We start from the raw sequence: 23,532 nt of genomic DNA, 5'->3' as shown, positions 1-23,532 counted from the left end.
ACAGCCCAGGCATGTGTCCGCAGTGGTGGGTGCTGCACGCAGCACCCACCTGCCGCTTACAGGGCGCCCACTTCCTTGTAGAAGCGCTCGGCCCCCGGATGCAACGGGATCGGCAGGCCCTTGGCCGCACCCTCCAGCTTGATATCCTTGGCGGCCGAGTGGGCATTGCCCAGGCGATCGAGGTTGTCGAACATGAGTTTGGTCATCTGGTAGGCCACGTCATCGGACACGCCGTCATGGCTGACCAGGATATTGGTGATGGCCACGGTCGGTACATCGCTGTCCTGACCGTCGTAGGTGCCCGCCGGGATCACGGAGCCCAGGTAGGCGGCGTTGTCGATCTTGGCGGTGATATCGGCTGGAATGGCGACGAAGGTGATCGGCAAGGTCGCGGCCAGGTCGCGGATCGCGGCCATGCCCAGGCCCGAGGACTGCAAGGTGGCATCCAACTGACGGTTCTTGATTAACTCAACCGATTCGGCATACGGCAGAAACTCGACCTTGCCCATGTCTTCATAACTCAGGCCAGCCGCCTTGAAGATCGCGCGGGCGTTGAGCTCGGTGCCGGATTTCGGCGCGCCGACGGAGATGCGCTTGTTTTTCAGGTCGGCCAGGGTGGTGATGCCGGATTCCTTGCTGGCGACGATCTGAATGTAGTTCGGGTAAGTGCCGGCAATCGCCCGCAGTTTCTTCAGTGGAGCCTTGAAGCCGGCGTCTTCCACGCCGTTCCAGGCATCGGCGACCGAATCGCCAAGGGCAAAGGCCAACTCACCGCGACCGGCTTGCAGCAGGTTGAGGTTTTCCACTGACGCCTTGGTGGCCTGCACCGAAGTCTTCGACCCTTCGATACCGTTGCTGTACAGCTGTGACAGGCCCACGCCAATGGGGTAATACACGCCGCTGGTGCCACCGGTCAGCACGTTGATAAATGTGGGGGCGGCGAGTACCGCAGTACTTGCGGCAAAGGCTGCGGCAGCAGCAAACACACTGAAACGCTTGGTCATTCGCATGGGAGTCGCCTTTTATCTTTCTTATTAGGTACCGAGCAATCGAGCGCCCGGCTGACAAGTGCTCTGACAGATACCAGGCCTTGCAAGCAGAAAAACCTGCTCGGCATGGCTAGCCAGTTGGTTGTTATAAGCGAAATGCTCCCGGCTAGGCGCTACAGGAAAAGTCTTGTTGCAAATCCCTACACATCCAAACAAAGTGCCATCAGCCCTGGCGTCGAGGCAACTCGATCAGCACCTTGAGCCCCCCCAGCTCACTCTCATGCAACTGCAAAGTGCCACCCCACACCTCGACGATATCCCGCACGATCCCCAACCCCAGGCCATGGCCATCGGTCTGCTCATCCAGGCGGGTGCCGCGGCTGAACACCTGGCTGCGCTGGGCCTCGGGAATTCCCGGCCCGTCATCCTCGACCCGCAGCTCAAAACAGTGGGGCGCCTCGTCAATGCTCACGCGCACCTCGGCATCCGCCCATTTGCAGGCGTTGTCCAGCAGGTTGCCCAAAAGCTCCAACAGGTCTTCGCGGTCCCATGGCAGTTGCAGGCCGGGGCGCACGTGGTAGCTCAGGTCCAGGTGCTCGCCGTGGATCATATTCAGGGTCGCCAGCAGGCCGGGCAGTTCGCTGTCGCAGTCGAACAGGGCGCCGGGCAGGGTTTCACCGGCCAGGCGCGCGCGGTTCAGTTCGCGGTTGAGCCGTTGCTGAACCTGCTGCAACTGCTCGCGCAACAACTTGGCCAACTGCGGTTGGTCCTTGAGCTGCTCGCTGGAAGCCACACTCAACAGCACCGCCAGGGGAGTCTTCAAGGCGTGGCCAAGGTTGCCCAGGGCATTGCGCGAGCGTTTGAGGCTGTCTTCGGTATGGGCCAGCAGGTGATTGATCTGTGCCACAAGCGGCTCCAGTTCCACCGGCACTTGGGTGTCCAGTTGCGAGCGCTGGCCTTGCTGCAATTGCGCGATCTGCTCGCGGGCGGTTTCCAGCGGGCGCAGGGCCCGGCGCACGGTGACCCGTTGCAGCAGCAAGATCAGGAGCAACGCCGCCAGCCCGAGGACCAGGCCGACCTGGCGCATCAGGCGGAAACTCTCGCGCACCGGTGTGTAGTCCTGGGCCACGCTGATGGAGATCGCCTGGCCAAAACGTTTGTAGTCCGAGCGCAATATCAACAATTGCTGGCCTTCCGGGCCCAACTGCAGATTGCCCTGCAAGCCGGCCTGGGGCAGTTGCGGCAGTTCCTGGTCCCACAGGGAGCGGGAGCGCCAGTGGTTGTCGCTGAAGTCGATACGAAAATAATGCCCGGAGAACGGGCGCTGATAGGCCGGTGACAAGCGCTGTTCATCCAGCTGTACGCCACCGGGGCCACGCACCAGGGCCACCAGCAGGTTTTCACTGTCGTTGCGCAGGCCCGACTCCAGGTAGCGCTGCAAACCCATTTCGAACAGCCACAGGCTGGTTTGCGCCAGCACCAGGCCGACGATCACCATCACGCTGATCAGCCCCAGGCTCAAGCGCCGCTGGATCGACCTCACGTGGGGCTGGCGCCAAAGCGATAACCCTGGCCGCGCCGGGTTTCAATCACGCTGCGCCCCAGCTTGCGGCGCAGATGATTGACGTGCACTTCGAGGACGTTGGAGTCGCGCTCGGTTTCACCATCGTACAAATGCTCGGCCAGATGGCTTTTGGACAGGATCTGTTCGGGATGCAGCATGAAGTAGCGCAACAAGCGAAACTCGGCAGCGGTCAATTGCACCTCGGCGCCGTCGCGCATCACACACTGGCGGCCTTCATCCAGATGCAGGCCGGCGGCCTGCAACGTCGGCTGGTTGACCTGGCCGTGGGAGCGGCGCAACAACGCCTGAATGCGCAGGTACAACTCCTCGGGGTGGAACGGCTTGCTCAGATAATCGTCGGCCCCAGCCTTGAGCCCTTCGATGCGCTCGGCCCAGGAGTCGCGGGCGGTGAGGATCAACACCGGGGTCGCCAGGGCGGCGGCGCGCCATTGGCTCAACACCTCAAGCCCCGGCAGGCCGGGCAGGCCCAGATCGAGGATGATCAGGTCATACGGCTCGCTGCGCCCCTGATACACCGCATCACGCCCGTCCGCCAGCCAATCCACGGCATACCCCTGGGCTTTGAGCCCGGCCAGCAATTCATCGGCCAGGGGCACGTGGTCTTCCACCAGAAGCAGGCGCATCAGTCATCTTCCTCGTCTTTAAGCAGCGCACCCGTGGTCGCGTCCAGTTTGATTTCTCGAACCACGCCATCGGTGGTCACCAACTCTACTTCATAGACGTAGCTGCCGTGTTTGCTCTCAAGCTCAGCCTCCAGCAACCGGGACCCGGGATGCCGCGCCATGGCCTGCTGCAGCAGTTGCTCAAGGGACAGGATCACCCCTTGCTGGCGCAGCGCCAGGGCTTCGTCCTGATTGAGGTCCCGGGCAGCCACTACCGAGCAAAAGGCCAGGAGCACCAGCGCCAGTCGACTGCCGGTGCGTAGATTTACCTTCATTACGTATCCTGATGATCCTTGAGAACTTGCCCGGTCACAGCGTCCAATTCCACGTCCCACTCGACGCCTTGGGCATCGCGCAGTTCAACCTGGTAAATGTACTTGCCGTACTCCTGCTCGAGCTCGGTCTCATGCACAGTGCCACCGGGATGTTTGGCCAGGGCTGCAGCGTTGAGCTTCTCGAACGACTGAATGGTACCAGCGTCACGCAGTTTCAGCGCTTCATCCGGTCCCAGGTCCCGGGCCTGGGCCAGGCCGGTGGTGAGGGCGATGATACTGGCGGCGATAACGGCTGTGAGGTTTTTCATGATGATTCTCCATTTCCGGATGTTTTGCCTACGCCCCCTACAGTACGGATCGCAACTTAACTGAAACTGAATTGCCACTATGGCAATTGTCCCACAACACCTTGCCAGGCCCCCGGGCAAATTTCCTATACTGCCCTGCTCGCCTGCACAGAGATCGGTATGACCGCCATCCACATCAAGTTCCCAGCCCTGACGCTCAAGGCTGGCCAGCGCGCCTTTGCACGCATTCGCGAACAAGGCCTGCAGCCTGTCGACGTGGGCATTCTGCCCGGCGCGGCCGGGGGGCCCAAGGCCTTGGGCATTCAGGGCCTGGACCTGGCGCTGTTCGGTGACTGGCTGGCGCGCGCGCCCCGCGAGCGCTCGCTGATTGGTGCCTCCATCGGTTCCTGGCGCTTTGCCAGCGCCTGCCTGCCAGACCCGGTACAAGGCCTGCTCGACCTCGGTCGCTTGTACAACGAGCAACGCTTTGCCAAGGGCGTGACCATGGCTGAGGTCAGCCAAAGCTGCCAGCGCATGCTCGATGACCTGTTGGCCGGGCGCGATGCGACGCTGCTGGATAACCCGCACTATCGCCTGAATATCGTGGTGGTCAAAAGCCATGGCCTGCTGGCCGACGATCACCGTGGCCGCCTGGGCCTGGGCCTGTCCTCGGTAATCGCCGACAACCTGCGCGGCCGTGCGCGCCTGTCCCGGCATTTTGAGCGACTGATCATCCACGACCCGCGCCAGGCGCCACCACTGCACCCGCTCAAGGATTTCCCTTCGCGCTTCCTCGACCTGGAACTGGGCAACCTGCGCCAGGCATTGCTGGCGTCCGGCTCGATCCCCATGGTCATGCAAGGCGTGCGCGACTTGCCGGGCGCCGGTGCCGGCACCTATCGCGATGGCGGCCTGCTGGACTACCACCTCGACCTGCCCTACCACGGCGATGACATCGTGCTGTACCCGCACTTCACCGACCGGGTCATCCCCGGCTGGTTCGATAAGAGCCTGCCGTGGCGGCGCAGCAACCCGCAGGGTTTGCAGGATGTGTTGCTATTGGCGCCGTCACGGGACTACCTGGCTCACCTGCCCTACGGCAAATTGCCGGACCGCAGCGACTTCAAGCGCTTCGTGGGGGATGACGCCCGACGCAATCAGTACTGGCAAACCGCAATGAGTGAAAGCCAGCGGCTGGGTGATGAGTTCCTCGAACTGGCCGATAACGGCCGATTGGGTGAGCGCCTGATTGCCCTGTGAATCAACTTGATTGCCACCTCGACCGATTAGAGATGCAAGCGACGAACACAAAAGCATTATTTAACCAAGACCATCATTATTCGTTTGGACGTCATGATGGCGGAGAAAAAGATCCGCTCCAATCAGCTTGCAGAAGCCATTAGAATGAAGGAAGCCAATCTATCGCTATTGAAAAACGGAAAGATCAAAGGCTTTAAACTCGAACCCAGAACACGCTATGTATCGCTCTGGATTGCCAGCCCGGCGATTTACTGGAGTTCGAGAGCGAAGAAAGCTAGGCCTTGGGCAGCGCTGTAGAACACTGATCAATTTAATACGGATTCCCCTCTATGAAACCCATTAGGCTCTTGAGCCTCTTCACGGTTGCCCTGATTACCGGCGGCTGCAGCAACGGTAGTTTCAACCCGTCCTCGTTCAAGGTTTATGAACCAGGCACGCAGTTTGGCAACCGCCAAGGTTCTTCTTTCTGGTTGGATACTCCCTGCCCTAAACGTGGCTGCGATAACAACAAGTTGTTCTTCAATCCAGCCCATCAAGAATCGACCATGGAAAGATACAATCATGGGTTCTAATCGCAACAAGATGTATGGCCTTGGCATGTTCGTGTTTCTGGCAGTCGGCCAAACAAGCGCGCAAGACTTGCCTAATCTCTCGTTGCTCACGCGGTATGGCGTCACCGAGGATCAGTTGCCAGCCGCCCCTGCAGACTTGGCACTTAACATCGAACCGACCAATAGCCGCTTCGAAGTCAAGCCCGAGCGACCATTGATCCGGGTCGAGAAAAACGGCGACCTGGTGTCTGAAACCACCGGCAACATCAGCATTGATAATGCGGCGGCCCAACACCAGGTGCAGTGTGCCCGCGCACTCGCAGAGCTGGAGCGTAGGGGGTCGCAGTACTCACTGCCGTGTGGGGATGGGGTCAAGGTCAGTGCAACGTTGTGGTCCCAGGAATAACCGTGCTTGATACACGCCACCAGGTCGCCCCTTAAAACAGGTTAGAATGCGCGCCAAATCGGTCGCCCGGGCCCATCAAGCGCTCACCCGACATCGCACACCGCCCTAGAAACTCCTGCCTTACAGGTCATACAGTGGAAATTTTCAAAGATTCCACGGTAGACTCCCGCCTAAAACCCCTCAGTATCACTAACACCCTCCATCCCCCAGAAGCATGAAACATGCGTGTACCACTCCGTACCGCGCAATACCTTCCCATTGGCATTTTCTTAGTACATCATCCAGTACATCGGGAATATTTTTCAGAGGATGTACTAGTGGCTCTCACGGATACCGCAGCCAGGCAGGCAAAGCCAAAGGACAAGGCGTACACCCTCCCCGACACGCTCGGGCTATCCCTATACGTGGCCGCCAGCGGAATAAAGAGCTGGCACTTTCGGTTCACATGGCTTGGCAAACAGGCGAGGATTTCTTTTGGGACATACCCGGACACGGGTCTAAAGGACGCGCGCTCACGGAGAGATGAGGCGCGGGAAGATATTGCACGCGGAATTGATCCGCGTGAATCGAGGAAGGAAAAGAAGGCGGGATTGATTGAGGCAGGCAGCCGAACGTTCCGCAGGATCTACGACGAGTGGCTTGCCTTCAGAAAGGGAAGTATCTCTCCAGGCACCTATCGAATCATCAGCAACCTGATGGAATTGGATGTGCTGCCGGTCTTCGGTAGCCGGCAGATCGACTCTATCAAGCGATCAGATGTGATCAGCCTGATCCGAAAGATTGAAAAGCGCGGCTCAGTCGTTACCGCGGTGAAGGCCCGGCAGCGCATGGGCCAGGTTTTCAGCTACGCCATTGCAACGGGGATCATAGAGTCGAACCCAACCGCTGAAATGCATGCGGTAACCGAAAAGGGTGCGCAGAGCAGCCACCACCCATTCCTGCCGATGAGCGAGCTACCCAAGACCATTGCGGCCATTAATCAGAACATTGCGAGCTCTCAGCTCCGAGCTGCGGTAATGCTCATGATCTACACCGCTTCTCGCCCGGGCGAGGTCAGGCAGATTGAGTGGTCTGAAATCGACCTTGATGCTGCGACATGGATAACCCCTGCTCAAAAGATGAAGGCGCGCCGTGAACATGCGGTTCCGTTATCAACCCAGGCCGTGGAACTCCTGAGGGGCATGCTTCCAATATCTGGCAATCTTCGATACGTCTTCACCAATCGAAGCGACTCTACAGCCCCGATCGGCATCAACTATGCCAGTAACGTCATGGGAACATGCGGGCTTACAGGGAAACAGTCCCCGCACGGCTTCCGCCACCTATTCTCCACCGAGATGAACGGGCGCGGGTACAACCGTGACTGGATTGAGAGGCAGCTTGCTCACGCCGATAGCAGCTTCATAAGGGACGTATACAACCACGCGGCCTATATTGAGCAGCGCCGTGAAATGATGCAGGAGTGGGCCGATCTTGTGGCGCCCACACCCTAGCACCCCATGCACGCAGTACCTATGCAAGGCATTGTTAAGTAGCTGTTTTTACTGGCGCTCGCTGCAATCGAACGCCCACAGTGCTTACAAGTGCGTGAGAGAGTCACGCAAAAGTCACGCACCCATTCCCCGGCGTCCTGCCGACCGAACACCAAACCAAAATCCCCTACAGCTCGTCGCCTCACATCGCACAACCTGCAAACCTCGATTACTGTATGCACATACAGCATTCGGATTGACCCACCATGAACATCGATGAAGACACCTGCGAGTGGCTGGGATGCCCCACGCCTCTCGAAATGCACAAGCACCACTGCTCTCTGCTGGAAGATGAGATCAGCACCCTCTACCACCAGTTGCGCAAGGCCCGGGCGAATGTGCACGGCCTGGTCCAACTAAGCGACGATCTGGCCACCGGCAAAGCACAGGCAGAGGAATCGCTCAGGAAGGCGCTCGAAGAAATAGCCAGGCTTCAGGAGGAAACAACGGTGCTAGGGACCAAGGTGCGCAGCTTGTCGCTTGTTTCCAGCCAGTGCGACTACCTGTTCAGGGAGAACCAGCGCCTGCTGCAGGAGCGGAAGCAGGAGCAATTGCCCTGACATAGGCCTGGCACGCCCGCAGCGCGATCAATCCTCTATCGCCGCCATCGGTGATGGCGACAATTCGTTGAGCATGCGCTGGGTCAAGTTTGGCTCGACGGGCTGCATGAACCACGCCGACGGCGCCGGAGGCGGCAGGCACGTTGCAGCCACTGGCTGAATCCGTGGCGTCGAGAAGGACTGACAGCCGCACATCAGCAGTAGCAAGGCGGTCGCGCAGCACGACCTGGTTACGTTGAGCATCGGAAAGTTCTCGGATGTGTTGTTGATCGGAGGTGGCCAGCGTCTTCTCCAGGCCCAGGCGTCTGTCCTGCTCGTCGCGCACTTGCTTGATGGCCACCGCGCTGATCCTGTCCAGCTCGTCCTGGTGCAGGCTGGTCTGCTCGGCCAGCGTCTTGCCCGTGCGCCACTCCTGAACCTGCCAGGTGACGCCGGCGGCGCTGGCCATCAGCGCCAGGATCAGCACCACCAGCCCGGCCAGCTTCTGTACGGGCGTCATCACGGCACATCCTTGAAGAAGACGTGGTGCCCGAGGCGCAGCGTTTGGTTGGCCTTCGCCGCCCAGGCCGGGGCCTTGGGCATCGTGGTTGCGTAGTAGTGTGTGGCGCCGCCGGTTGGATCCGGTACCGCGCCGGCCATCACCTGGTCAGCAGCACGCTGGGCCTGGGCGAGCTGCGCGGCCGGGATCGACTTCGCACCGCTGAGGTAGGCGTAGTTAGGGTCGTTCTGGTTCCAGCAGCTGAACTGCCAGGGCTTCAGGCACACGCCGGCGTAGCCCTCACCCCACCAGGACTTGGCCTTGCCGTCGAACACGCGGTTGCGGATGGTCCAGGCCACGGCGATCTGGCCGGCCTGCCCCTCGCCGCGAGCCTCGCCCCACAGCGTACGCGCCAGGATGTCCCGGTCTTTATCGGAAGTGGTCATAACTTTTCTCCAGGCAAAAATAAACCCGCTCGATGGCGGGTGTCGTTACTCGGTCGAAGATCAATCGCCGGATGGCTCAACCACGGGCAGTGGGTAGCGCGCCTTGATAGCCGCAACCGACGCCAGCCATGCGGTATAGTCGGGCGTGAGGCCCTGGCTCAGGGCGTCGTAGTCGGCCTCGAGGCGAAGGGGGTCCGACTCTGCCAGATAAGCAGATCGTCGAGAGGCAAGAGCAGCATCGTGAGCTTCTTGGTCTTTTGCAGCCTGCAGTTGGCCGGCAGTTTTCATCTGGCTGAAATCAATATTCATTGGGGGATACTCACGGTTCCGTCAGGCGGGCTGACAATATCGAACGGATAGTTGGCCGCATCGGTAGCATCCGGCCCACATGGCAAGAGCAAAGTTAGAATCAGCTCTCCTCCCGTTCGAGTGATGTCCCCAATTATAAATTCGCAGTCAACGGCAGACGCTGGCAGCGTTGCCCCCTCAGGTACGGCTCGAAAGTCGAAGCGCTCCCCGTTGATAATGAGAACATCGCCTCGTTTGCTAATGGCCAGCGTGTCATCTCGACGCTGCGGCGAAAACTTGATGAGCATTAGAACCACCTCCCGATCGCAACGTAGCCTGGCCAGATCGCAGAGTTAGCCGCATGGCCATAGATGGCTATCTGGCACGTAGTTTTAGTTGCCGAGAAAGGAACCCCCCAGCCGCGTGCGGGGCCCGCAGCACCGTTACCGGGATGGTCAAACAGACTCGAATCAATGACACGGGGAAAAGTGGAAAACACTGCCGGGAAGGTGAAAGACGCTGTTGAAGTGGCTATGTAAAGGGCACCAGCCGCGTTAGGAGTTGTGAAATACAGCGGTGAAAGCCCCCAACAAATCATAGTGCCATCTGCGAACTTGACGTACTCACCATTTGAATTACCACCACGCTCCATTATTGCGCCCGCAGGAGTACCGCCTGACTGCGAGACAGTTCCGACGATTGGCGCAACAGCGGCCGAGCCAAGACCCAGGTTGGATCGAGCTGCAGCCGAAGTTTCGGCGCCAGTGCCGCCTTTTGTCACCGGTACAACGTTCTCGGTCGAGACCGCACCCAAGCCGCCAATGACTGCATATAACTCTTGCGTCATATCGTTAATCTTAGTGTTCGCAGAGCGCGTAGTATCGCCGCCTGCCCCGTTCGGCGGCGTGCCGAGATTTATTACCTGCCTGGCCATGAGTAGGTTCTCTTGAGTTAATTTAAGAAATCGGCTTCGCAAAGACTATCGAAATGTACTGTACGGTCGGCAGGTCTACCCCGGTGGCCTGGATAACTACCCTGTTACCGCCGTAATCCCAAAACGCCTGGACTGCGCCCTGCCTTGACACCGTTCCCGCCATATCCATGGCGATATTGTTTAATAGCATGTAGTCGCCAGTATTTGTTGGCGAAAATGCGGACCAGTTATATCTGTAAACCCCTGGCTGCGTTTGCGATGCCCCGAGGTAGTTCCATGCGGATATTGTTCTCGTAAATTGCGCGCACGGCGTGCCGCTATCAAAAATAATCTTCGAGGTCGCATCCCATAGCCGTAGACCGTAGTCCGCTATTGGCGCGGATTTAAATGCGGCGATAAACCACTTCCCTCGAGAGAGGCTTCCTTTCAGCGTATTGAACCTGAACGAGTTCCAATTCCTCGCGCCGCCTTGAACTAGGCATGATGCGAAGTAATCATCTTGATCCGGCCTAACAAACACAAGCGGCGGCTCGTCAGTTGTAATCACGCTTGAAAAGGCAATGCCTATACCCCCGCTGCCTGCCCATGTACCGCTATCAAGGATTACAAGCCTTGAAAATTCAGAGTCGAGAGTTACGGAGTTATCATTATTTGTGAACGTTAAGCCGTACGACATTATCTGTACCTCATCACCAATAGTCTTTGCGTGGATATCCCTGTTGGCCCCGTTGACGCGGCAGGACTCCCAAAGAAGACCCGGACGTAACCCTCGTAGACGTACGGGATAAACGCGATTGCGTCTATCCCTTGCCCTGATGTGCTGTAAGGCGAGATTGGAATGCAGACACAGGAGTCGGTAGCGGGCGTAACGCCAGCTATTACTATGTCGACAAAACGCCCTGCTGTTTTGGGTATAAGCGCAGAGTATATGACCCTTACAGTAAAAGAAGTCTCGTCAAGCTGGAGGGCTCCATTGGCCCCCCATATCCGCATCCCAAAACTCATTCCGACAGGTCTCCCAGTTGCACCCTTTTCTGGCCAGCAGCGTCGTATACACGCAAAGACCGGTTAGTCATGGTCATCCTTCCTTGCCCTGGAACAGACCCGTTAATTTCAAAAATCCCGTTCTTGCTCAGTCGCCATCCAACCGAACCCGCAACAAAGTCATCAGACTGGATGTAAGCCCCGATTTTTGCATTGGTGATCGTGCCATCTTCGATAAACCCGGCTTTAATGAACGTCTGACCGCCCGTTACGGCAAACGGAATAATGCCGCCCTGCCCAATGGCGAACATGTCCGCATCAATAATGAACTTGGACTGTAAGCCGCCAGGGCCGTTTTCAAGGCCGAGCCCCACACCGGCCCACTTGTATTCACCTGTAGCCGAGGTGTACTGCAGGCGCACCGACCAGCCTAACGAGACTTTGCCGTCGATTGTTTGGATAGCCTGGGTGTTTTGCGCAATCGAAGCATTGGCCCCGTCGAGGTTGGTTTCTACGGTCGTAATCTGCTGGCCAAGTACCCCGTCTGCCTCTACCCGAGCCGCCGTTTCCGTTTGTATAGCGGTAGAGTTGCCCTCAACTTGCGCGCCAATAGTGGTGATTTGCTGAGCTAGGGCAGTGTCGGCAGAGACTCGCGCCGTGGTCTCGGTTGATATCGCGGCGGTGTTGGCATTTACCGAGGCCTCAACCAAGTCAGTGCGCTTGCTTTGAGCGTAATCGCCTTCGGCAATCGCAGACCATACGGACCACACGCCCGCGCTGACAGTGTTGTCGCCGGCGTTGGTGGTCGTGTCGCCTGCATAGGCTGGATTGACCTGAGCGTAAACCCCATCAACCTTTTCAGATGTTGCAACCAGCTTGCCATCCACCTCGGCAATATCCAGAGTGTTCTGGTGAACCTCACCCGCAAGTGCATTGGCCTCTTCGAGAGTTGAACCGATGTCCTTCCACGGGGCTGCCGGAGGAGCGATCCCCACAGCTACCGGCCCTTCTGCCTGATAAATCCGCTGTCCTTGGCGGACCATATCGCCTTTAACGTAGGGTTTCTCAGGGTCGTATGCCAGAGCATCGGTGAAGTCTTGAACAGCCTGATCGATCCTCGCGTTGACGGATCCGGGGCCACTACCGTCGATCAAGTCGATTCGGTCGTTGAGCTCTTTGCTGATCGCGCTCTCGTCAACTTTCCCTTTGATCTGCTCAAGAATCGGCCCAGCGTCAGAACTGGCCTGGCCCATCACGCCATTACCGATCGGATAGAACGGCCCCACGTTGCCTGTACGATCCACCAGGCGCGCCCAGAAGAACAGGGTTGTACCAGCCAGCAGCGATTGCATGCGATAGTCAGCCTGAGGGTATGCTAGGTCGGCCAGCTTGGTCGACGCGCCCAGGTCGTTCGCAGGGCCATACCAGATCTCGGTACGCTGGGTGTCTTCTGCACCTGGTGGGAAACCCCACTTGATGCTGATCCCGAACAGTTCGCGGGTTGTGGTCAGGAACGCCACCGCCGGCGGCAAGCCGACCTTACCGGTCAACTCGACCTCTGGACTGCTACCCCAGATTGAGGTCACATCCATAGCGTTGGCCGAACTCACCCGGGCGACATAACGCCCGCTGTAAATGTTTTCTACCTCCGCGCCAAGGTTTCCGGTACGCGGCAGACGCACCCAGTTCCCGCTGTCCTTGCGCCACTCCACGTTGTACGCGGTCGCCCCAGGAACAGCGTCCCAGGTGATGCGCATGCCAGTAACCGCAATCCCCTGCGACACGACGCTACGCGCCTCCAGGGCGATGTTCGCCGGCGGTGACATGACACCCGGTGGTAGAACGCTGGTGGGCTGCGGATCAATCCGGGCGCCGGTGTCGATGGCCGGAAACTTCAGCGGTTCGTGCTGAGTCGCGGCAATCTTGAACTGGTGCAGGCCTTGAGGCTCGATGGTCTGCACTCGAAAGCGCATCACAGCCAGGTCAGCGCTTTCGACGGACCAGCTGCACTCAGGTTCAGGCAGCTCCGAATAGTCAGCCATTACGGTGACCAGACGGCCAGAGACCGATTTGACGATCCGACCCTCTGACTTGCCGCTTGGCAGGTTCAGGATCAGCCGGTCCTCTTCATGCACCTCGGCATCGATATCCAAGGTGATGACGCGCCTTGTGGCCGCACTGATACGCCCGCCATTCGGCCGCCCCGAGAACATCTCATCAGCCACGCAGATGATCTGCCCAGGCTCAACGTTTTGACCTTCCATGCCGGTGGTGAAGCTGACAGACCACTCTTCGTACTGCTCGGACTTCAGCGCCCAGACCCCGTGGCGGATAGCCTCGCCCTCGACGGTGCAACCGAAGCGGGAGATATCGAGCATCCGGTGGCCAAGTGAACCGATTAGTTCGTCATTGGTTACTGGGGCCGGCTGGGTCTTGAACTCGTTCTCTGGGTTGTCCCAGGCAACCTTGGCCCGGGTGTGCCGGTCAGGGTACGCAGCAGCAACGTATTCAAATTCACCGATGATGTTCGAGCGGGTGAAGACGTAGCCGTCTTCATTGCCCGGGATGTCAGCCACCATGGTGACCTTGGCTCCGTTCCAGCAGCTGCTGCCACGAAACACGCTGGCCAAGTCCGACAGCAGCGCGTAGCCCTCTATCGAATCCTGGATGTAAACGTTGGTCGTCATGCGGGGCTGTAAGCCGCCTTTGCCATCGGACACCATCACATCGCAGTAGCGACCGATCTCGTAGAGCGTCCAGTGATCGACCATGTCAGCGGTGATGCGACGGCCCAGGCCATAACGGCGGTGCAACAGCAGGTCACGCCAAATCCAAACAGGGTTATTGGTGTAGGCCAGCTTGAAGGTGCCGTTCCAATCCCCGGTGTAGGTGCGGCTTTGCGGGTCATAGTTGGTGGGAACTTGGACGATCCGGCCCCGCATCAGGAAGCTGGCCTTCGGCGTGTCCTGGAACTGCTTGGCGTCAAACTGCAGGCCGCCCAGGGCCAGGTTTGGATAGCGCAGCTTTTTGTCTATGACCTCGGTCAGGCCCTTGACCCGCATGAGATCGGCGAAGTTTGAGTCATTGCGGTTCGGCGTGAGCCGGCGAACACGTACAAGCGCGCTGGTGAAACCTTCAGGCAAGTCAATCCGGTGAGTGCGCTCGTACTCCGTGGTGCCCTTATCGTCCAGCGTGGCCGACACAACTGTCTGATAGCTGCCCCCATCGACGGATAGGTCGATGGCGTAATCAATGCGATAACCAATCTGGTCACCGTTGGTCTTGACCTGCCAGATCTGTGGCCAGGACAGACGGATACGAACCGCCGACAACTGCTGATCGGTAATGGCGCGAGTCCAGGCGTTGTCCGACTTCAGCTCAACCGGTAGGCCTTGTGAAGCCTCGTTTTCGATAGCCGGGAAGCCAGCGATATGCTCTTGGTCCACGGTGCCTGGGCGAAAATCCCAGATCGTGCCCGGGAAGTTTTCGCTACCGTCCGGCGAGATCAGGGGCGTACCGTTGAGCTTGATCGATTGCCTGTCATTGACCGGGCCAACAATCGGCCCCTCGCTCAAGGCATACAGCAGCTTGACCGTGGCGACCGACAGCGCACTGTCAGGCGCCTTATACGGGGTGTAAGGCTTCTTCTCGCCACCCTTGCCGCCCATAACGCGGGCAGCAGCAGGCCGGCGCCGGCGCTTGGTAGCGGGCGCTGTTGCGGTCTTTGACATGGTTTTTCCTTACTGCTGGTCTTCCGAGAAGATGCCGGCCGAGATGAGGGAGCCGCCGATATCGCGCTCACCGTAGAGCAGTGGTTTGCAGCGGCCCTGCGCCATCGTTGTGACGGCGCCGCCGAATGCATAGGAGGGACGATTGCCGTCGCCTTCCTTATCCAGCACACCCAACGGTGAGGGCGACATGCTCATGGCGATACCGCCAATCATCAGGCCGGCGCCCGCTGCCACCAGGTAGTACTGCTGGGTAATCGCCCCAATCACCACAAGAGCCAAGCCGGCAATGGTTGCGAACAGCCCGCCGCCCTTGCTCCCAATCACGATTGGCGCAATGCGGATAGGCTCAACGGTGTCCTGGCGCATCTCGATCTCGTTTTCACCGAGGTTCTGCTTGCCACGAAATACTGCATAGGTCAGGCCGCGCTCTTCGGAGAACCTCAGAAAGCGCTTGAAGCCCGGGATTTTCACGCACAAGGCGTGGACGGCCTCAGCACAAGAGGCGACCGCCAGGTGATGTACGCGCCCGAACCGGGCACCCAGCACGCCGTAGAGCATCACCAGCACCACCAGAGGCTGCGGGCGAACCGTTGTTCTCATGGCCATCAGTCAACCTCCGGCACTCGTTGGTGCCGAAGAATCAGCACGGTGTAGTCGGCCCACATGCCGCCGTAAACGTCGCGGGTGGATTTCTTGTTGTAGCGGTGATGCAGGAAGGTGCCCGGGGCCGGGTGTAGATCCGGATCGCTGGCCAGCAGGCCGTCACCCAGATAGATGCCAGCGTGGTTCGGTGCAGCAGCGTTGATCTGCATGACAATCATGTCGCCCTTGCGCGGCACCGAGACCGGATAGAACCCGGCATCCTCGTAGTATTTTTCGTAGAGGCTTTCACCATCGTTCCACCAGCCATCCCGGCGCGGGTAGTTCGGCAGTTCAATCCCATGCTCGCGCTCGTAGTAGTCGCGGCACAGGGCGTAGCAGTCGAGCAGGCCATGGCCGAACTCTCGACCGACCAAGGGCGCCTGGTACCCGCAGGGCTTGAACTCGAAATACTCCCCAGACGGCCAGCTCACAATGCCCCAGGGCTTTTCGTGCAACTCACAGCTGACACGGTCGGCCATGCTCGGCAGGGGCGGCACGTCTGGGTGGCTGTGAATGATCATTGTCACTTCGCCTCGATCCTCTGCGTCGCACTTGTCGCCAGGGTTGATGATGAAGTGCTCGCTCGGGGTCTTGGCATCATTGCGGCACGGGACGTACTTCAGGCGCCCCGCCTCGCGGATCACCACACCACAGCTCTCCTTGGGAAACTCAGCAGCGGCGTGGGCCTGGATCTGTTTCAGCATCGTTTTATTCATGGTTGCCTATCCAATAAGCGAAGCGCCCGGCGCACCACCAAATGGCAGAGGGTTGCCCCGGCCATGGCGTATTTCACAATCGCTCACGCGCCCGCCGCAGCGGTCCAGCGCCGGATCGTCAACGGGGTTGCCGTCGAGGTCGAACATCTTGATGCCGGTGTAGTTGCAGTCGGGGCCGCGATACTCGCCCCACAGGCACCACTCGCAGCGGTTCATGATCAAGCCGCCGGGAAGCATCTGCCCTTTCACCGCCGTCGGCGGCGCCAGGGAAAACACAACCTCCTCTCGCAACAAACTGGTCACCTGGTTGATGTAGGAGATATCCAGCTTTTCCATGGCGCTGGCCGTGGGGTTGCCTTCGGGGAAGTTCACGGCGTCCAGGTACTTGGCATAGGTCTGCCGCACCGTCAGCTTGACCCCGCTCATCCCCTGGAACTGGCGGCACAACGCAGTGACGGTGCCGTCGATGTTGCTGATCTTCAGCATCGGCGTTGAGTTGTTGCCCTCAACGCTGCGCCCAAAGCCGCCCGTTTCGTAAGGCCTCGGCAGGTATGCCTCCCCCTTCCAGATGATCGGGGTCGACTGCTGGTGAGCGTGGTAGCGCAAGATGCCCATGCCCCGCGCCTCACCATCCAACTCGATCAGTTGGATAATCGCGCCCGGTTCGAGCTTCTGGTTGTCCAAGGTGATCATGGGTTAAACACCTGCTGGAACTTGGTGGAAAGGATGTATACGCCGGCCCCGAGTGGTTGAAGGCTCCAGCCGCCATCCGTGACGAACGCTCCCTGCTCGTGCAAGGGTGGCGTCCAAAGAAAGTGGGTAACGCCCTTGTGCCTCACAAAGAAGTCGCGAATGGGGATGATGTAGTCAGTCTTCCCCATGAACGTCACCGGCCAGGAGGTGGAGATATTGTTGATACCGACCGAAAGGCGCTGGCTGTAGCCGTTGCGGAACTGAGAGACCAGGATGTCCGTGTCATCGTCACCAGTCGTGCCTTTTTCCGGGCACCAGGTGAATACCTCGCTCATGCCGCGCTCCTCCGGTTGTTTGGGTCAAGTAGGCCGTTCTGCCCCTTCTCTTGCTGGATCACGGCCCTGGCCACCTTGGGCATCTCTGACCGAACGGTGGCCAACACTGCCTGGCCCATCTGCTCATAGCCTGCCGTCGCACTGGCCGACCCGCTCGAGCCATCACCGCTCACCCTGATGTTGATTTGCGGAGGCGCGCTGGACATAGATGGCATTGCACCGCCGCCCTTAGCCGACTGCACTGATGGAATCGCAGACACGTTGCCGTTGCGCAGGGCCTCGACAGCGGCCACGCCCCCGTAACGCTGAATATCCTTCTGGCTCCAGACCACCTCTCCCTTGTGCACGGTTCCGGCGACTTCGTTGACGCCACCAGGCCCTGTGTAGCCGCCACCAGAGAACCCAATCCCAGCGATAGCTGCCACGTTGGCAGCAGCGGCAACACCCGCAGAGACGGCCAAGGCCATGCCCAGCGGGTAAGGTTGAACCGCCAGGGCATTCTGGACTGCCACATACCCTTGGATGGTGGCCTGCGCGATTGCCGCCGCCTTCCCTACCGCCGCCAGCTTCTTGTTGCCCGACTGGCTGAGCGCGGTCATGTTGCCGAAGAAGTCGGCGCTCGACGTCAGTACCGCCGAGTTCTTGGCGCGCTCGATCTTCGCCTGGTTGTCCCGGCCCTGCTGGTTGATGTTGTTGACGCGCTCGGCATAGGTCTCCTCGTTGATAGCCTTGAGGTCGAGATAGGCCTTCTGCTTTTCCAGCTCCATGGCGCGCCAGGCGTCAACCTTCGCTGACTCTTCGTTCAGTCTCTGGATTTCGCTATAGGCTCCACCCACTGAGGCGTCGATGCCGGTAACCTGAGGTGCCTGCGAAACACCCTCAATGGTCCCAGGCTTCTGCGATGCCTTGAGATTGACGTCACGAATCTTGATCAGGGTTTCGAGCCGCTTCATCGCCTCGGTGTTGCCCTGGCGCTCGTACTCCGCCATTTGGGCTGCGTCGTCCAGTGAGGACTTAAGGCTGTTTGCCTCCCGCAGCCGGCCGGTGAGGGTCAGCAACTGCACCTGGTCCTTCTGTGCCTGTTGGATATCCCGGCTGATCTGCGCCTCACGCTCAAGCGCAACGTTCTTCTTGAGTTGGGCGGTGATCAGGTCCTGGCTGGCCAGCAGCGACTTCTGGTCGGCGGTGAGCGTCTTCTTGCCTTTGATGTCGGCGAGTTGCTGCTCCCACCTGATCAGGGCCTGGGCTTGGGTGCCCACCTTTTCCGTGGCGATGCCCTGGGTGTTCAGCGATGCATTCTGCTGGAGCAGGACGGCCTGGGTTTGGCGCGCGGCGTCCAGCGCCTTCATGCCGGCGTCTTCGGTGTAGGCCTTGGCTTTCGGCTGAGCCTTGTCGTACTTGGCCTGAATGTCTGCGACCACCTTGTCGATCTCGGCCTGAGACTTGCCTGCCTCCACTCCTAGCTTCCTTGCGTCGGCAATGTCCTTGACGAGCTTTGCCTGGTCTGAAAGCTCTTTTTTGGCCAGCGCACTCCATTTGCCGTCAGCCTCAATTCTTTCTTGGTTCTTCCGAGTTGCATCCCCCTCAGCTTTCGCGTTCTGCTGATTGAGTGCAATACCCGTTTTAAGCATGGCCAGGCGCCGCTCAAGGGCAGCTGTTGAATCGTCATTTTCGCCATCATCCAAGCCAAGTGCGCCGTTCAGCTTGCTCAGCCCAGTTGATACAGCGCCGGCCAGCCCGCCGTCCTTACGCGTCTTTAAAATGCGCTCAATGATTTCTATCTCTTTCCCGGCGTCAGGAAACAATTCGGAGCGTACATTCCTATACGCATTCGAAATTGAGGTTCCAACATCGTCCCAGGCTTTCTCTAAACCAGACAGCGATGCTTTGTATTTTGCCAGCCTGGCTTCTGCATTTTTATTCAGCGTTTCACTGAGCAGATCAAGCGCTTCCTGGGTTTTACCCTGCCTATCAAGCGCTGCAATCACCTCGTACTGAGAGCTCGATAGCAATCCGTATTGACTGCTGAGTTTTTTTGCCGACTCCGTGGCGTTATTTCCCATATCTCCAAGAGACTTCGCAACATCTGCTGCGCTTTTGCCCGTGAATTCGCCGATAGAGACGGCCGCTTTCGCGAGGTTAGAAAACTGCACCTCGCTGAGGCGGCCCACTCCAGCTAGCGCAATAACTGCCGCCTTTGCCTCACTAAAGCTACCGCTAAGTGAGGAGGCATCTTTAGCAAGAGTGGCAAGCCCAAGAGCGGTTTTGCCAGTGTTTGCCGAGCCAGAGAACAGGGCTTTATTGAACTCGGATGCCTCCTTCTCCGCGTCGTATAGCGCCAAGCCAAGAGCGCCTACAGCCGCAGCAGCTATTGTGAAAGGGTTAATCAAACCTAATACATAGCCACCCAGAGCTTTAGCTGCCGGTCCAACACCGCCAAACATATCCTTCAGCTGGCCGCCCTGCTGAAGAAGCACAGTCAGTGGTGCTTGCCCCCCCTGTAGCGAAACCGCGATATCGGTGAACTGGGCCGGTACTCCACGAAGTGCGGCGGCAGTTTGCTTTGCGGTATTTCCGGTGCGGGTCAGAGAATCGCTGAAGCGGGTCAACTCGTTACGAGTTGCGTTTATTTTTTGTTGGTACTCGGTATACGTGTCAGTCTCGATCTTTCCGGCCTTGTGGGCCTTTGCCAGAGCAAGCTCCTGCTTCTCCAGCTCGTTCATCTTGCGGGTAAGCGGGTTAATACTTCCCAGCAACTGGTCTATCTCATCGCGCTGATCTTGCACAGACTTGGTTGCCTTTTCGGCGCCCTTGCCTACCGACTCCATGCCGGTCCGAGCCTTGTCCATTGCTGGTTTAACTCTCAGCCCGGCGCCCTCAAGTGCTTCGAGTGCCTTTCGAGTATCGGCCGCCTTTTGTTCGGCATCCCGGCTGTCGATTTCCAGAACAAGGCGGGATGTTTGCGTCATGATTTTTCTCCAGGCATAAAAAAACCCGCTCGATGGCGGGTCTCTATTTTGATGGTGCTATCTAATGCAGGACTCAAGCTCGTCTACAACCCCCACGAGAGAAGCAAGAGCGGACTCAGCTCCAGTTCCAGCCATGGCGGCAATTTTGTGATATCCATAACCGTTGGTTGTACCTGCCTGCTCAATCCCTGTGAACTTATAGTCACGGGTATTCGAAACCTGGCGAACACTAAGCGTGTATCGGAGTGATCGCTCTACGACCGCCGTAGTGAATCGTGTCTCACCCCTTGCCACAACTTCCGACCCGTCTGGGGCCACATACTGCGCCACCGAACCTCCACCAACCTCGTTGCTGCTGGATGTCTGGTAGTAGTTGCCCGTGTAGGCGCCGACATATCCACCAGACTGAGTCATCGTGACAGAATCGTTGCGTATTGTGATTGCTACGCATCTAGGAAGACTGCCAGGCTTCAATGGCCCCGCTCTTTGAATCGAAAGAGATTTAATATTTTGCGACTCGAGATCAACCCTGCCGTATTTGGCAAGATCAGAAGGGCTAGTAGCGCACCCAGAAATCATTATCGCAAGCAAAGTTGCTGCAGCTAAGCGCATGATCCATGCCTCTCCCTGTTAGATAGAGGCAATCTACCACCATCCAGGGGAAGCGCCAAAGCCCTGCCAAACACCGGGAAAATTTAGTACTTGTCGCGAAAGCGTGCGGCAACGCGCACCAAGTAATTCATGATCTCCCGCTCACGTGCCTTTCCGTGGGCGTCCGGGTGAAGAAAAGCGATGAGGGAATAGCGGTCTTCCTCGTACAGTCCCTGCGTATAAACCAAGGCTGCATCCCGATTAGCGGAATTCATCGGGCAGGTGCGGTCGTGTTGAGGGCGCTTATCAGGGAAGACTGTAGGCGGCAGGGCAATATGAATATGCATTAAGCCAGCATCTATTGCCGCGTCAGGCTTCACGTAAGCAGCTTCGCGGCCGAAATACTGCGGGAGGCATAAGCGATTGCTGGAAATGTATCGAGTGAAATCACTGACAAGGACATTAAGCAGACCTGGGTAGTCTGTCAAAACGTCGCGAAACAGGGCTTCATAGGTCTCGGAATTAAACTCTACGACTACCGACATCCTCTAGCCCACTAGGCGATGTAGGCGGTCTGTAGCCATATCTGCCAATGCCCTTAGGCCATTGGAATCGATACTGCTATCAAACACCTGAGGGTCGCTCAGGCGCTGATTGATCAAAATCTCATTGCGTACTGCCAAAGACCTTGCCTTTGCCAGTTGTCGGCGAAGGGTCTGATACTCTTCGCCAATGACAGGAAGAGCTGCAAGCGGAGCTCCCTCCTTGTTAGCCTCCTCCAGCGCTCGAAGGCTCTGAACGACCTCGGCATAAGGATGCTCAATCAGCACGTACTTCGGGATAAAGCCGTCAGCAGATAGAATATGACAGCTTTCTTCCAAAGACTTGTGCATTTGACGAAGGTCTGCGATGGCAGCCTTGATGCTTTGTCGCAGCCTTGCCTTTTGCTCAAGTTCATGCTTTGAAGTCACGCCAGGCTTGATAATATCTACCACCTGAGGCGCGGCAGCAGCAATTTGGGCGCACGAAGTCGAAACACTCAGAGCCAGGCTGAGCATCGCCACTTTTGAAAATGGAACCTTTGTGCGGGACATGCTGCCCTCCCGGGCCATGAATCTTTCACCACAAAGCATAGCGCCTGCGGCATTACAACTCAATTCCTCGTCACCAGGAACGACTGATTCTCGACCGCTGGACATACATTACCCCTCTTGAAGGCAAATTGGGCTGACGCCTCCAGTCAAGACAATCACTCAATCCGCCTGTACGAATCCTCAGTAACACCCGACCATCGGCCAGTAGTAGCCTCCTGCCACACGCAAGGGTTTCCCCAGTCCTTCGCCTGCAAGCCCAAGGACTGGGATAGCGCCAATATCGGCGCGTTTATGACCTGGAGGTCAATGTGGCTCTGATACTCACCAACCTGGCTTTGTCCCGTCACAACAACCCGCCAACTGCCCAGTTGCATCTGGGCGATGCTGACGGCTGTGCGGTAATCGTTAACATAAAGCTCGAAGGAAAGCCGGTCGAAGAGTTCTCACTCAAAGAGATGACGAAGCTTGGTCTAGAGGCCGCCAAGCATCTCACGCACCAGGTTTGATCGAAGCCTGAAGCGTATCAATACGCGCTGCGAGTGCCGTGTCCGCATTGGCTCTCGCAGCCGCTTCACTGTGAACCTGAACGCTCAAAGTAGACAAAGACTGAGACAGAACTTGGACTCGGTCATCGGTGATGCGGACCATTCCGACCGTGCCTTCGCCGATCATGGCTTCGTTGATGTAAAGCTGCCCGTCGACAATCGCAAAAGGCTTGTCCATAGGTATCTCCTGCGGCCATGCCGCGTCATGTTGGTTGTCAATCATCTTTGTCGTCGTCCAGGCACACCCCGTCGAGGGCAAACATCACAGCGTCCACCTCGTCCCGCGTCATTGGCGAAGGGTGCGAATCCAACCAATCCGATATCTCCCTGGCAGACAGGGGAAGCGGGAAAGCACCGCCCATGGTGGACAGGAACCGCCGCCCGCGCGTGATACTGCGGAAGGTACTCAACAGGTAGGCGGTGATAGGGTCGTTCGGCGGCTCATCGGGAAGCTCAAAGCCCAGTCTCTGGTAGATCAGGCTCCGCTTTTCTGCTTGACCGACCGCCCACTCCTTTTCCCACTCGAAGCGGGAGACGGCTTTTTTACGGTTTCAGCCAGCTCTTCGGCTGCTTCGGTTGCCACTGAGGCGCTGTGCCGCAGGACAAACAGAAAGAAATCCACGCTGTGATCGAGTAACTGCGCGGCAACGGGCGGGCTGTACTTTAGCGGGTTGCCCTCTGCATCCAGAACCCCAGACCAGTCCTTCACAATGAAGTGAGCCAGCAGCATGGCGTGGTTCTGGTGCTCAGTGAGCTCCCCGGCCACTACACCTACCTGGCCCTCTTCGAATCGCGCGTCGTTCCGCACGATCCGCCGGCGCATGCGCTCCAGGCCAACCTGGTACTCAGCATTGTCGATGCCTGCCAGTAAAACCTTGGTGTCCTTATCGAACTCTACCCAGCGCGCACCAGATGCGGCTTGGTCTTTTTTGGTCATTTGCAAAGCCATGGTGATACCTCAACGCCGCGCCAATAAAAG

General features: G+C 58.3%; 26 protein-coding genes and 1 pseudogene. 6 read left to right on the top strand and 21 right to left on the bottom strand.

What is annotated here, in order from left to right; all coding sequences use genetic code 11:
• Positions 1-56: 56 nt before the first annotated feature.
• From HBO09_RS16190 to HBO09_RS16170, 5 genes are all read right to left on the bottom strand, one after another.
• The gene (locus tag HBO09_RS16190; RefSeq protein ID WP_169994867.1) at positions 57-1,010 is read right to left on the bottom strand and encodes a TAXI family TRAP transporter solute-binding subunit; all 954 of its coding nucleotides are present in this window, start codon (positions 1,008-1,010) and stop codon (positions 57-59) included.
• A 202-nt stretch (positions 1,011-1,212) separates the two neighbouring features.
• The gene (locus HBO09_RS16185) at positions 1,213-2,532 is read right to left on the bottom strand and encodes a sensor histidine kinase (protein WP_169994869.1); all 1,320 of its coding nucleotides are present in this window, start codon (positions 2,530-2,532) and stop codon (positions 1,213-1,215) included.
• Positions 2,529-3,197 carry a response regulator transcription factor gene (locus tag HBO09_RS16180; RefSeq protein WP_169994871.1) on the bottom strand — a complete coding sequence of 223 codons (669 nt, stop codon included), beginning with the start codon at positions 3,195-3,197 and terminating at the stop codon, positions 2,529-2,531. The genes HBO09_RS16185 and HBO09_RS16180 overlap by 4 nt, the downstream gene beginning before the upstream one ends.
• Complete coding sequence (locus HBO09_RS16175) at positions 3,197-3,511, bottom strand: PepSY domain-containing protein (RefSeq protein ID WP_169994872.1); 315 nt, start codon at positions 3,509-3,511, stop codon at positions 3,197-3,199. The genes HBO09_RS16180 and HBO09_RS16175 overlap by 1 nt, the downstream gene beginning before the upstream one ends.
• Positions 3,511-3,819: a PepSY domain-containing protein gene (locus HBO09_RS16170; RefSeq protein WP_169994873.1), complete on the bottom strand. Its 309-nt coding sequence runs from the start codon at positions 3,817-3,819 to the stop codon at positions 3,511-3,513. Before HBO09_RS16170 ends, HBO09_RS16175 begins: the two co-directional genes overlap by 1 nt.
• 159 nt (positions 3,820-3,978) lie before the next feature.
• On the opposite strand from HBO09_RS16170, the gene HBO09_RS16165 reads away from it, so the two are divergent.
• Entirely contained in the window at positions 3,979-5,058 is a 1,080-nt protein-coding gene (locus HBO09_RS16165) for a patatin-like phospholipase family protein (protein WP_169994875.1), read from the top strand.
• A gap of 93 nt (positions 5,059-5,151) precedes the next feature.
• Positions 5,152-5,336, top strand: a pseudogene (locus HBO09_RS16160) (helix-turn-helix domain-containing protein).
• A gap of 27 nt (positions 5,337-5,363) precedes the next feature.
• Here HBO09_RS16160 and HBO09_RS16155 read toward each other — a convergent pair.
• The gene (locus HBO09_RS16155; RefSeq protein ID WP_169994876.1) at positions 5,364-5,621 is read right to left on the bottom strand and encodes a hypothetical protein; all 258 of its coding nucleotides are present in this window, start codon (positions 5,619-5,621) and stop codon (positions 5,364-5,366) included.
• Here HBO09_RS16155 and HBO09_RS16150 point away from each other — a divergent pair.
• From HBO09_RS16150 to HBO09_RS16140, 3 genes are all read left to right on the top strand, one after another.
• Positions 5,620-6,015 (top strand): hypothetical protein, encoded by a 396-nt coding sequence (locus HBO09_RS16150; protein WP_169994877.1) that lies wholly within the window; start codon positions 5,620-5,622, stop codon positions 6,013-6,015. The genes HBO09_RS16155 and HBO09_RS16150 overlap by 2 nt on opposite strands.
• A gap of 317 nt (positions 6,016-6,332) precedes the next feature.
• A complete protein-coding gene (locus tag HBO09_RS16145; protein ID WP_169994878.1) occupies positions 6,333-7,508 on the top strand; it encodes an integrase arm-type DNA-binding domain-containing protein in 1,176 nt (391 codons plus the stop codon).
• 245 nt (positions 7,509-7,753) lie between these two features.
• Positions 7,754-8,107, top strand: a complete 354-nt coding sequence (locus HBO09_RS16140; RefSeq protein WP_169872220.1) for a hypothetical protein — start codon at positions 7,754-7,756, stop codon at positions 8,105-8,107.
• Here the strand turns inward: HBO09_RS16140 and HBO09_RS16135 are convergent.
• The 13 genes from HBO09_RS16135 to HBO09_RS16075 all read right to left on the bottom strand — a co-directional run bounded on the left by HBO09_RS16135 (position 8,055) and on the right by HBO09_RS16075 (position 22,008).
• Positions 8,055-8,606, bottom strand: a complete 552-nt coding sequence (locus HBO09_RS16135) for a lysis system i-spanin subunit Rz (RefSeq protein ID WP_169994879.1) — start codon at positions 8,604-8,606, stop codon at positions 8,055-8,057. The two genes, HBO09_RS16140 and HBO09_RS16135, sit on opposite strands and share 53 nt — an antisense overlap.
• A complete protein-coding gene (locus HBO09_RS16130) occupies positions 8,606-9,031 on the bottom strand; it encodes a cell wall hydrolase (protein ID WP_169994880.1) in 426 nt (141 codons plus the stop codon). Before HBO09_RS16130 ends, HBO09_RS16135 begins: the two co-directional genes overlap by 1 nt.
• A 60-nt stretch (positions 9,032-9,091) precedes the next feature.
• The gene (locus HBO09_RS16125; protein ID WP_169994881.1) at positions 9,092-9,340 is read right to left on the bottom strand and encodes a hypothetical protein; all 249 of its coding nucleotides are present in this window, start codon (positions 9,338-9,340) and stop codon (positions 9,092-9,094) included.
• Positions 9,337-9,627, bottom strand: a complete 291-nt coding sequence (locus HBO09_RS16120) for a hypothetical protein (RefSeq protein WP_169994883.1) — start codon at positions 9,625-9,627, stop codon at positions 9,337-9,339. Before HBO09_RS16120 ends, HBO09_RS16125 begins: the two co-directional genes overlap by 4 nt.
• A 648-nt stretch (positions 9,628-10,275) precedes the next feature.
• Positions 10,276-10,929 (bottom strand): hypothetical protein, encoded by a 654-nt coding sequence (locus HBO09_RS16115; RefSeq protein WP_169994885.1) that lies wholly within the window; start codon positions 10,927-10,929, stop codon positions 10,276-10,278.
• A gap of 325 nt (positions 10,930-11,254) precedes the next feature.
• Positions 11,255-14,968, bottom strand: coding sequence for a phage tail protein (locus HBO09_RS16110; protein WP_169994888.1), 3,714 nt, complete (start codon positions 14,966-14,968; stop codon positions 11,255-11,257).
• A gap of 9 nt (positions 14,969-14,977) precedes the next feature.
• Positions 14,978-15,574 (bottom strand): tail assembly protein, encoded by a 597-nt coding sequence (locus HBO09_RS16105; RefSeq protein ID WP_262381248.1) that lies wholly within the window; start codon positions 15,572-15,574, stop codon positions 14,978-14,980.
• Positions 15,574-16,326 carry a C40 family peptidase gene (locus tag HBO09_RS16100; RefSeq protein WP_169994891.1) on the bottom strand — a complete coding sequence of 251 codons (753 nt, stop codon included), beginning with the start codon at positions 16,324-16,326 and terminating at the stop codon, positions 15,574-15,576. Before HBO09_RS16100 ends, HBO09_RS16105 begins: the two co-directional genes overlap by 1 nt.
• A 6-nt stretch (positions 16,327-16,332) precedes the next feature.
• On the bottom strand, positions 16,333-17,019 hold the full coding sequence (locus HBO09_RS16095; protein WP_169994894.1) for a phage minor tail protein L: 687 nt from the start codon (positions 17,017-17,019) through the stop codon (positions 16,333-16,335).
• The gene (locus tag HBO09_RS16090) at positions 17,016-17,354 is read right to left on the bottom strand and encodes a phage tail protein (protein ID WP_169994896.1); all 339 of its coding nucleotides are present in this window, start codon (positions 17,352-17,354) and stop codon (positions 17,016-17,018) included. The genes HBO09_RS16095 and HBO09_RS16090 overlap by 4 nt, the downstream gene beginning before the upstream one ends.
• Positions 17,351-20,323, bottom strand: a complete 2,973-nt coding sequence (locus tag HBO09_RS16085) for a phage tail length tape measure family protein (protein WP_169994899.1) — start codon at positions 20,321-20,323, stop codon at positions 17,351-17,353. The genes HBO09_RS16090 and HBO09_RS16085 overlap by 4 nt, the downstream gene beginning before the upstream one ends.
• A 695-nt stretch (positions 20,324-21,018) precedes the next feature.
• Entirely contained in the window at positions 21,019-21,459 is a 441-nt protein-coding gene (locus HBO09_RS16080; protein ID WP_095111183.1) for a type II toxin-antitoxin system YafO family toxin, read from the bottom strand.
• A 3-nt stretch (positions 21,460-21,462) separates the two neighbouring features.
• Positions 21,463-22,008, bottom strand: coding sequence for a hypothetical protein (locus HBO09_RS16075; protein WP_095111194.1), 546 nt, complete (start codon positions 22,006-22,008; stop codon positions 21,463-21,465).
• Between the two features lie 308 nt (positions 22,009-22,316).
• On the opposite strand from HBO09_RS16075, the gene HBO09_RS16070 reads away from it, so the two are divergent.
• The gene (locus HBO09_RS16070) at positions 22,317-22,514 is read left to right on the top strand and encodes a hypothetical protein (RefSeq protein WP_169994901.1); all 198 of its coding nucleotides are present in this window, start codon (positions 22,317-22,319) and stop codon (positions 22,512-22,514) included.
• Here the strand turns inward: HBO09_RS16070 and HBO09_RS16065 are convergent.
• A complete protein-coding gene (locus tag HBO09_RS16065) occupies positions 22,498-22,731 on the bottom strand; it encodes a hypothetical protein (RefSeq protein ID WP_169994903.1) in 234 nt (77 codons plus the stop codon). The two genes, HBO09_RS16070 and HBO09_RS16065, sit on opposite strands and share 17 nt — an antisense overlap.
• 297 nt (positions 22,732-23,028) lie before the next feature.
• Positions 23,029-23,502, bottom strand: coding sequence for a hypothetical protein (locus tag HBO09_RS16060; RefSeq protein WP_169994906.1), 474 nt, complete (start codon positions 23,500-23,502; stop codon positions 23,029-23,031).
• Positions 23,503-23,532 lie beyond the last annotated feature (30 nt).

This window comes from Pseudomonas sp. WS 5027 (assembly GCF_012985695.1).
GTDB lineage: Bacteria > Pseudomonadota > Gammaproteobacteria > Pseudomonadales > Pseudomonadaceae > Aquipseudomonas > Aquipseudomonas hygromyciniae.
Note: the sequence above shows the minus strand (reverse complement) of the source record. Positions and strands in the feature narration are given on the sequence as shown.

What these genes read in the sequence shown, in the direction of transcription:
- HBO09_RS16190 (WP_169994867.1), bottom strand. Translation starts at nt 1,010, where the DNA reads ATGCGAATGACCAAGCGTTTCAGTGTGTTTGCTGCTGCCGCAGCCTTT.
- HBO09_RS16180 (WP_169994871.1), bottom strand. Translation starts at nt 3,197, where the DNA reads ATGCGCCTGCTTCTGGTGGAAGACCACGTGCCCCTGGCCGATGAATTG.
- HBO09_RS16175 (WP_169994872.1), bottom strand. Translation starts at nt 3,511, where the DNA reads ATGAAGGTAAATCTACGCACCGGCAGTCGACTGGCGCTGGTGCTCCTG.
- HBO09_RS16170 (WP_169994873.1), bottom strand. Translation starts at nt 3,819, where the DNA reads ATGAAAAACCTCACAGCCGTTATCGCCGCCAGTATCATCGCCCTCACC.
- HBO09_RS16165 (WP_169994875.1), top strand. Translation starts at nt 3,979, where the DNA reads ATGACCGCCATCCACATCAAGTTCCCAGCCCTGACGCTCAAGGCTGGC.
- HBO09_RS16150 (WP_169994877.1), top strand. Translation starts at nt 5,620, where the DNA reads ATGGGTTCTAATCGCAACAAGATGTATGGCCTTGGCATGTTCGTGTTT.
- HBO09_RS16155 (WP_169994876.1), bottom strand. Translation starts at nt 5,621, where the DNA reads ATGATTGTATCTTTCCATGGTCGATTCTTGATGGGCTGGATTGAAGAA.
- HBO09_RS16140 (WP_169872220.1), top strand. Translation starts at nt 7,754, where the DNA reads ATGAACATCGATGAAGACACCTGCGAGTGGCTGGGATGCCCCACGCCT.
- HBO09_RS16135 (WP_169994879.1), bottom strand. Translation starts at nt 8,606, where the DNA reads ATGACGCCCGTACAGAAGCTGGCCGGGCTGGTGGTGCTGATCCTGGCG.
- HBO09_RS16130 (WP_169994880.1), bottom strand. Translation starts at nt 9,031, where the DNA reads ATGACCACTTCCGATAAAGACCGGGACATCCTGGCGCGTACGCTGTGG.
- HBO09_RS16125 (WP_169994881.1), bottom strand. Translation starts at nt 9,340, where the DNA reads ATGAATATTGATTTCAGCCAGATGAAAACTGCCGGCCAACTGCAGGCT.
- HBO09_RS16120 (WP_169994883.1), bottom strand. Translation starts at nt 9,627, where the DNA reads ATGCTCATCAAGTTTTCGCCGCAGCGTCGAGATGACACGCTGGCCATT.
- HBO09_RS16115 (WP_169994885.1), bottom strand. Translation starts at nt 10,929, where the DNA reads ATGTCGTACGGCTTAACGTTCACAAATAATGATAACTCCGTAACTCTC.
- HBO09_RS16110 (WP_169994888.1), bottom strand. Translation starts at nt 14,968, where the DNA reads ATGTCAAAGACCGCAACAGCGCCCGCTACCAAGCGCCGGCGCCGGCCT.
- HBO09_RS16105 (WP_262381248.1), bottom strand. Translation starts at nt 15,574, where the DNA reads ATGGCCATGAGAACAACGGTTCGCCCGCAGCCTCTGGTGGTGCTGGTG.
- HBO09_RS16100 (WP_169994891.1), bottom strand. Translation starts at nt 16,326, where the DNA reads ATGAATAAAACGATGCTGAAACAGATCCAGGCCCACGCCGCTGCTGAG.
- HBO09_RS16095 (WP_169994894.1), bottom strand. Translation starts at nt 17,019, where the DNA reads ATGATCACCTTGGACAACCAGAAGCTCGAACCGGGCGCGATTATCCAA.
- HBO09_RS16090 (WP_169994896.1), bottom strand. Translation starts at nt 17,354, where the DNA reads ATGAGCGAGGTATTCACCTGGTGCCCGGAAAAAGGCACGACTGGTGAC.
- HBO09_RS16085 (WP_169994899.1), bottom strand. Translation starts at nt 20,323, where the DNA reads ATGACGCAAACATCCCGCCTTGTTCTGGAAATCGACAGCCGGGATGCC.
- HBO09_RS16080 (WP_095111183.1), bottom strand. Translation starts at nt 21,459, where the DNA reads ATGTCGGTAGTCGTAGAGTTTAATTCCGAGACCTATGAAGCCCTGTTT.
- HBO09_RS16075 (WP_095111194.1), bottom strand. Translation starts at nt 22,008, where the DNA reads ATGTCCCGCACAAAGGTTCCATTTTCAAAAGTGGCGATGCTCAGCCTG.
- HBO09_RS16065 (WP_169994903.1), bottom strand. Translation starts at nt 22,731, where the DNA reads ATGGACAAGCCTTTTGCGATTGTCGACGGGCAGCTTTACATCAACGAA.
- HBO09_RS16060 (WP_169994906.1), bottom strand. Translation starts at nt 23,502, where the DNA reads ATGGCTTTGCAAATGACCAAAAAAGACCAAGCCGCATCTGGTGCGCGC.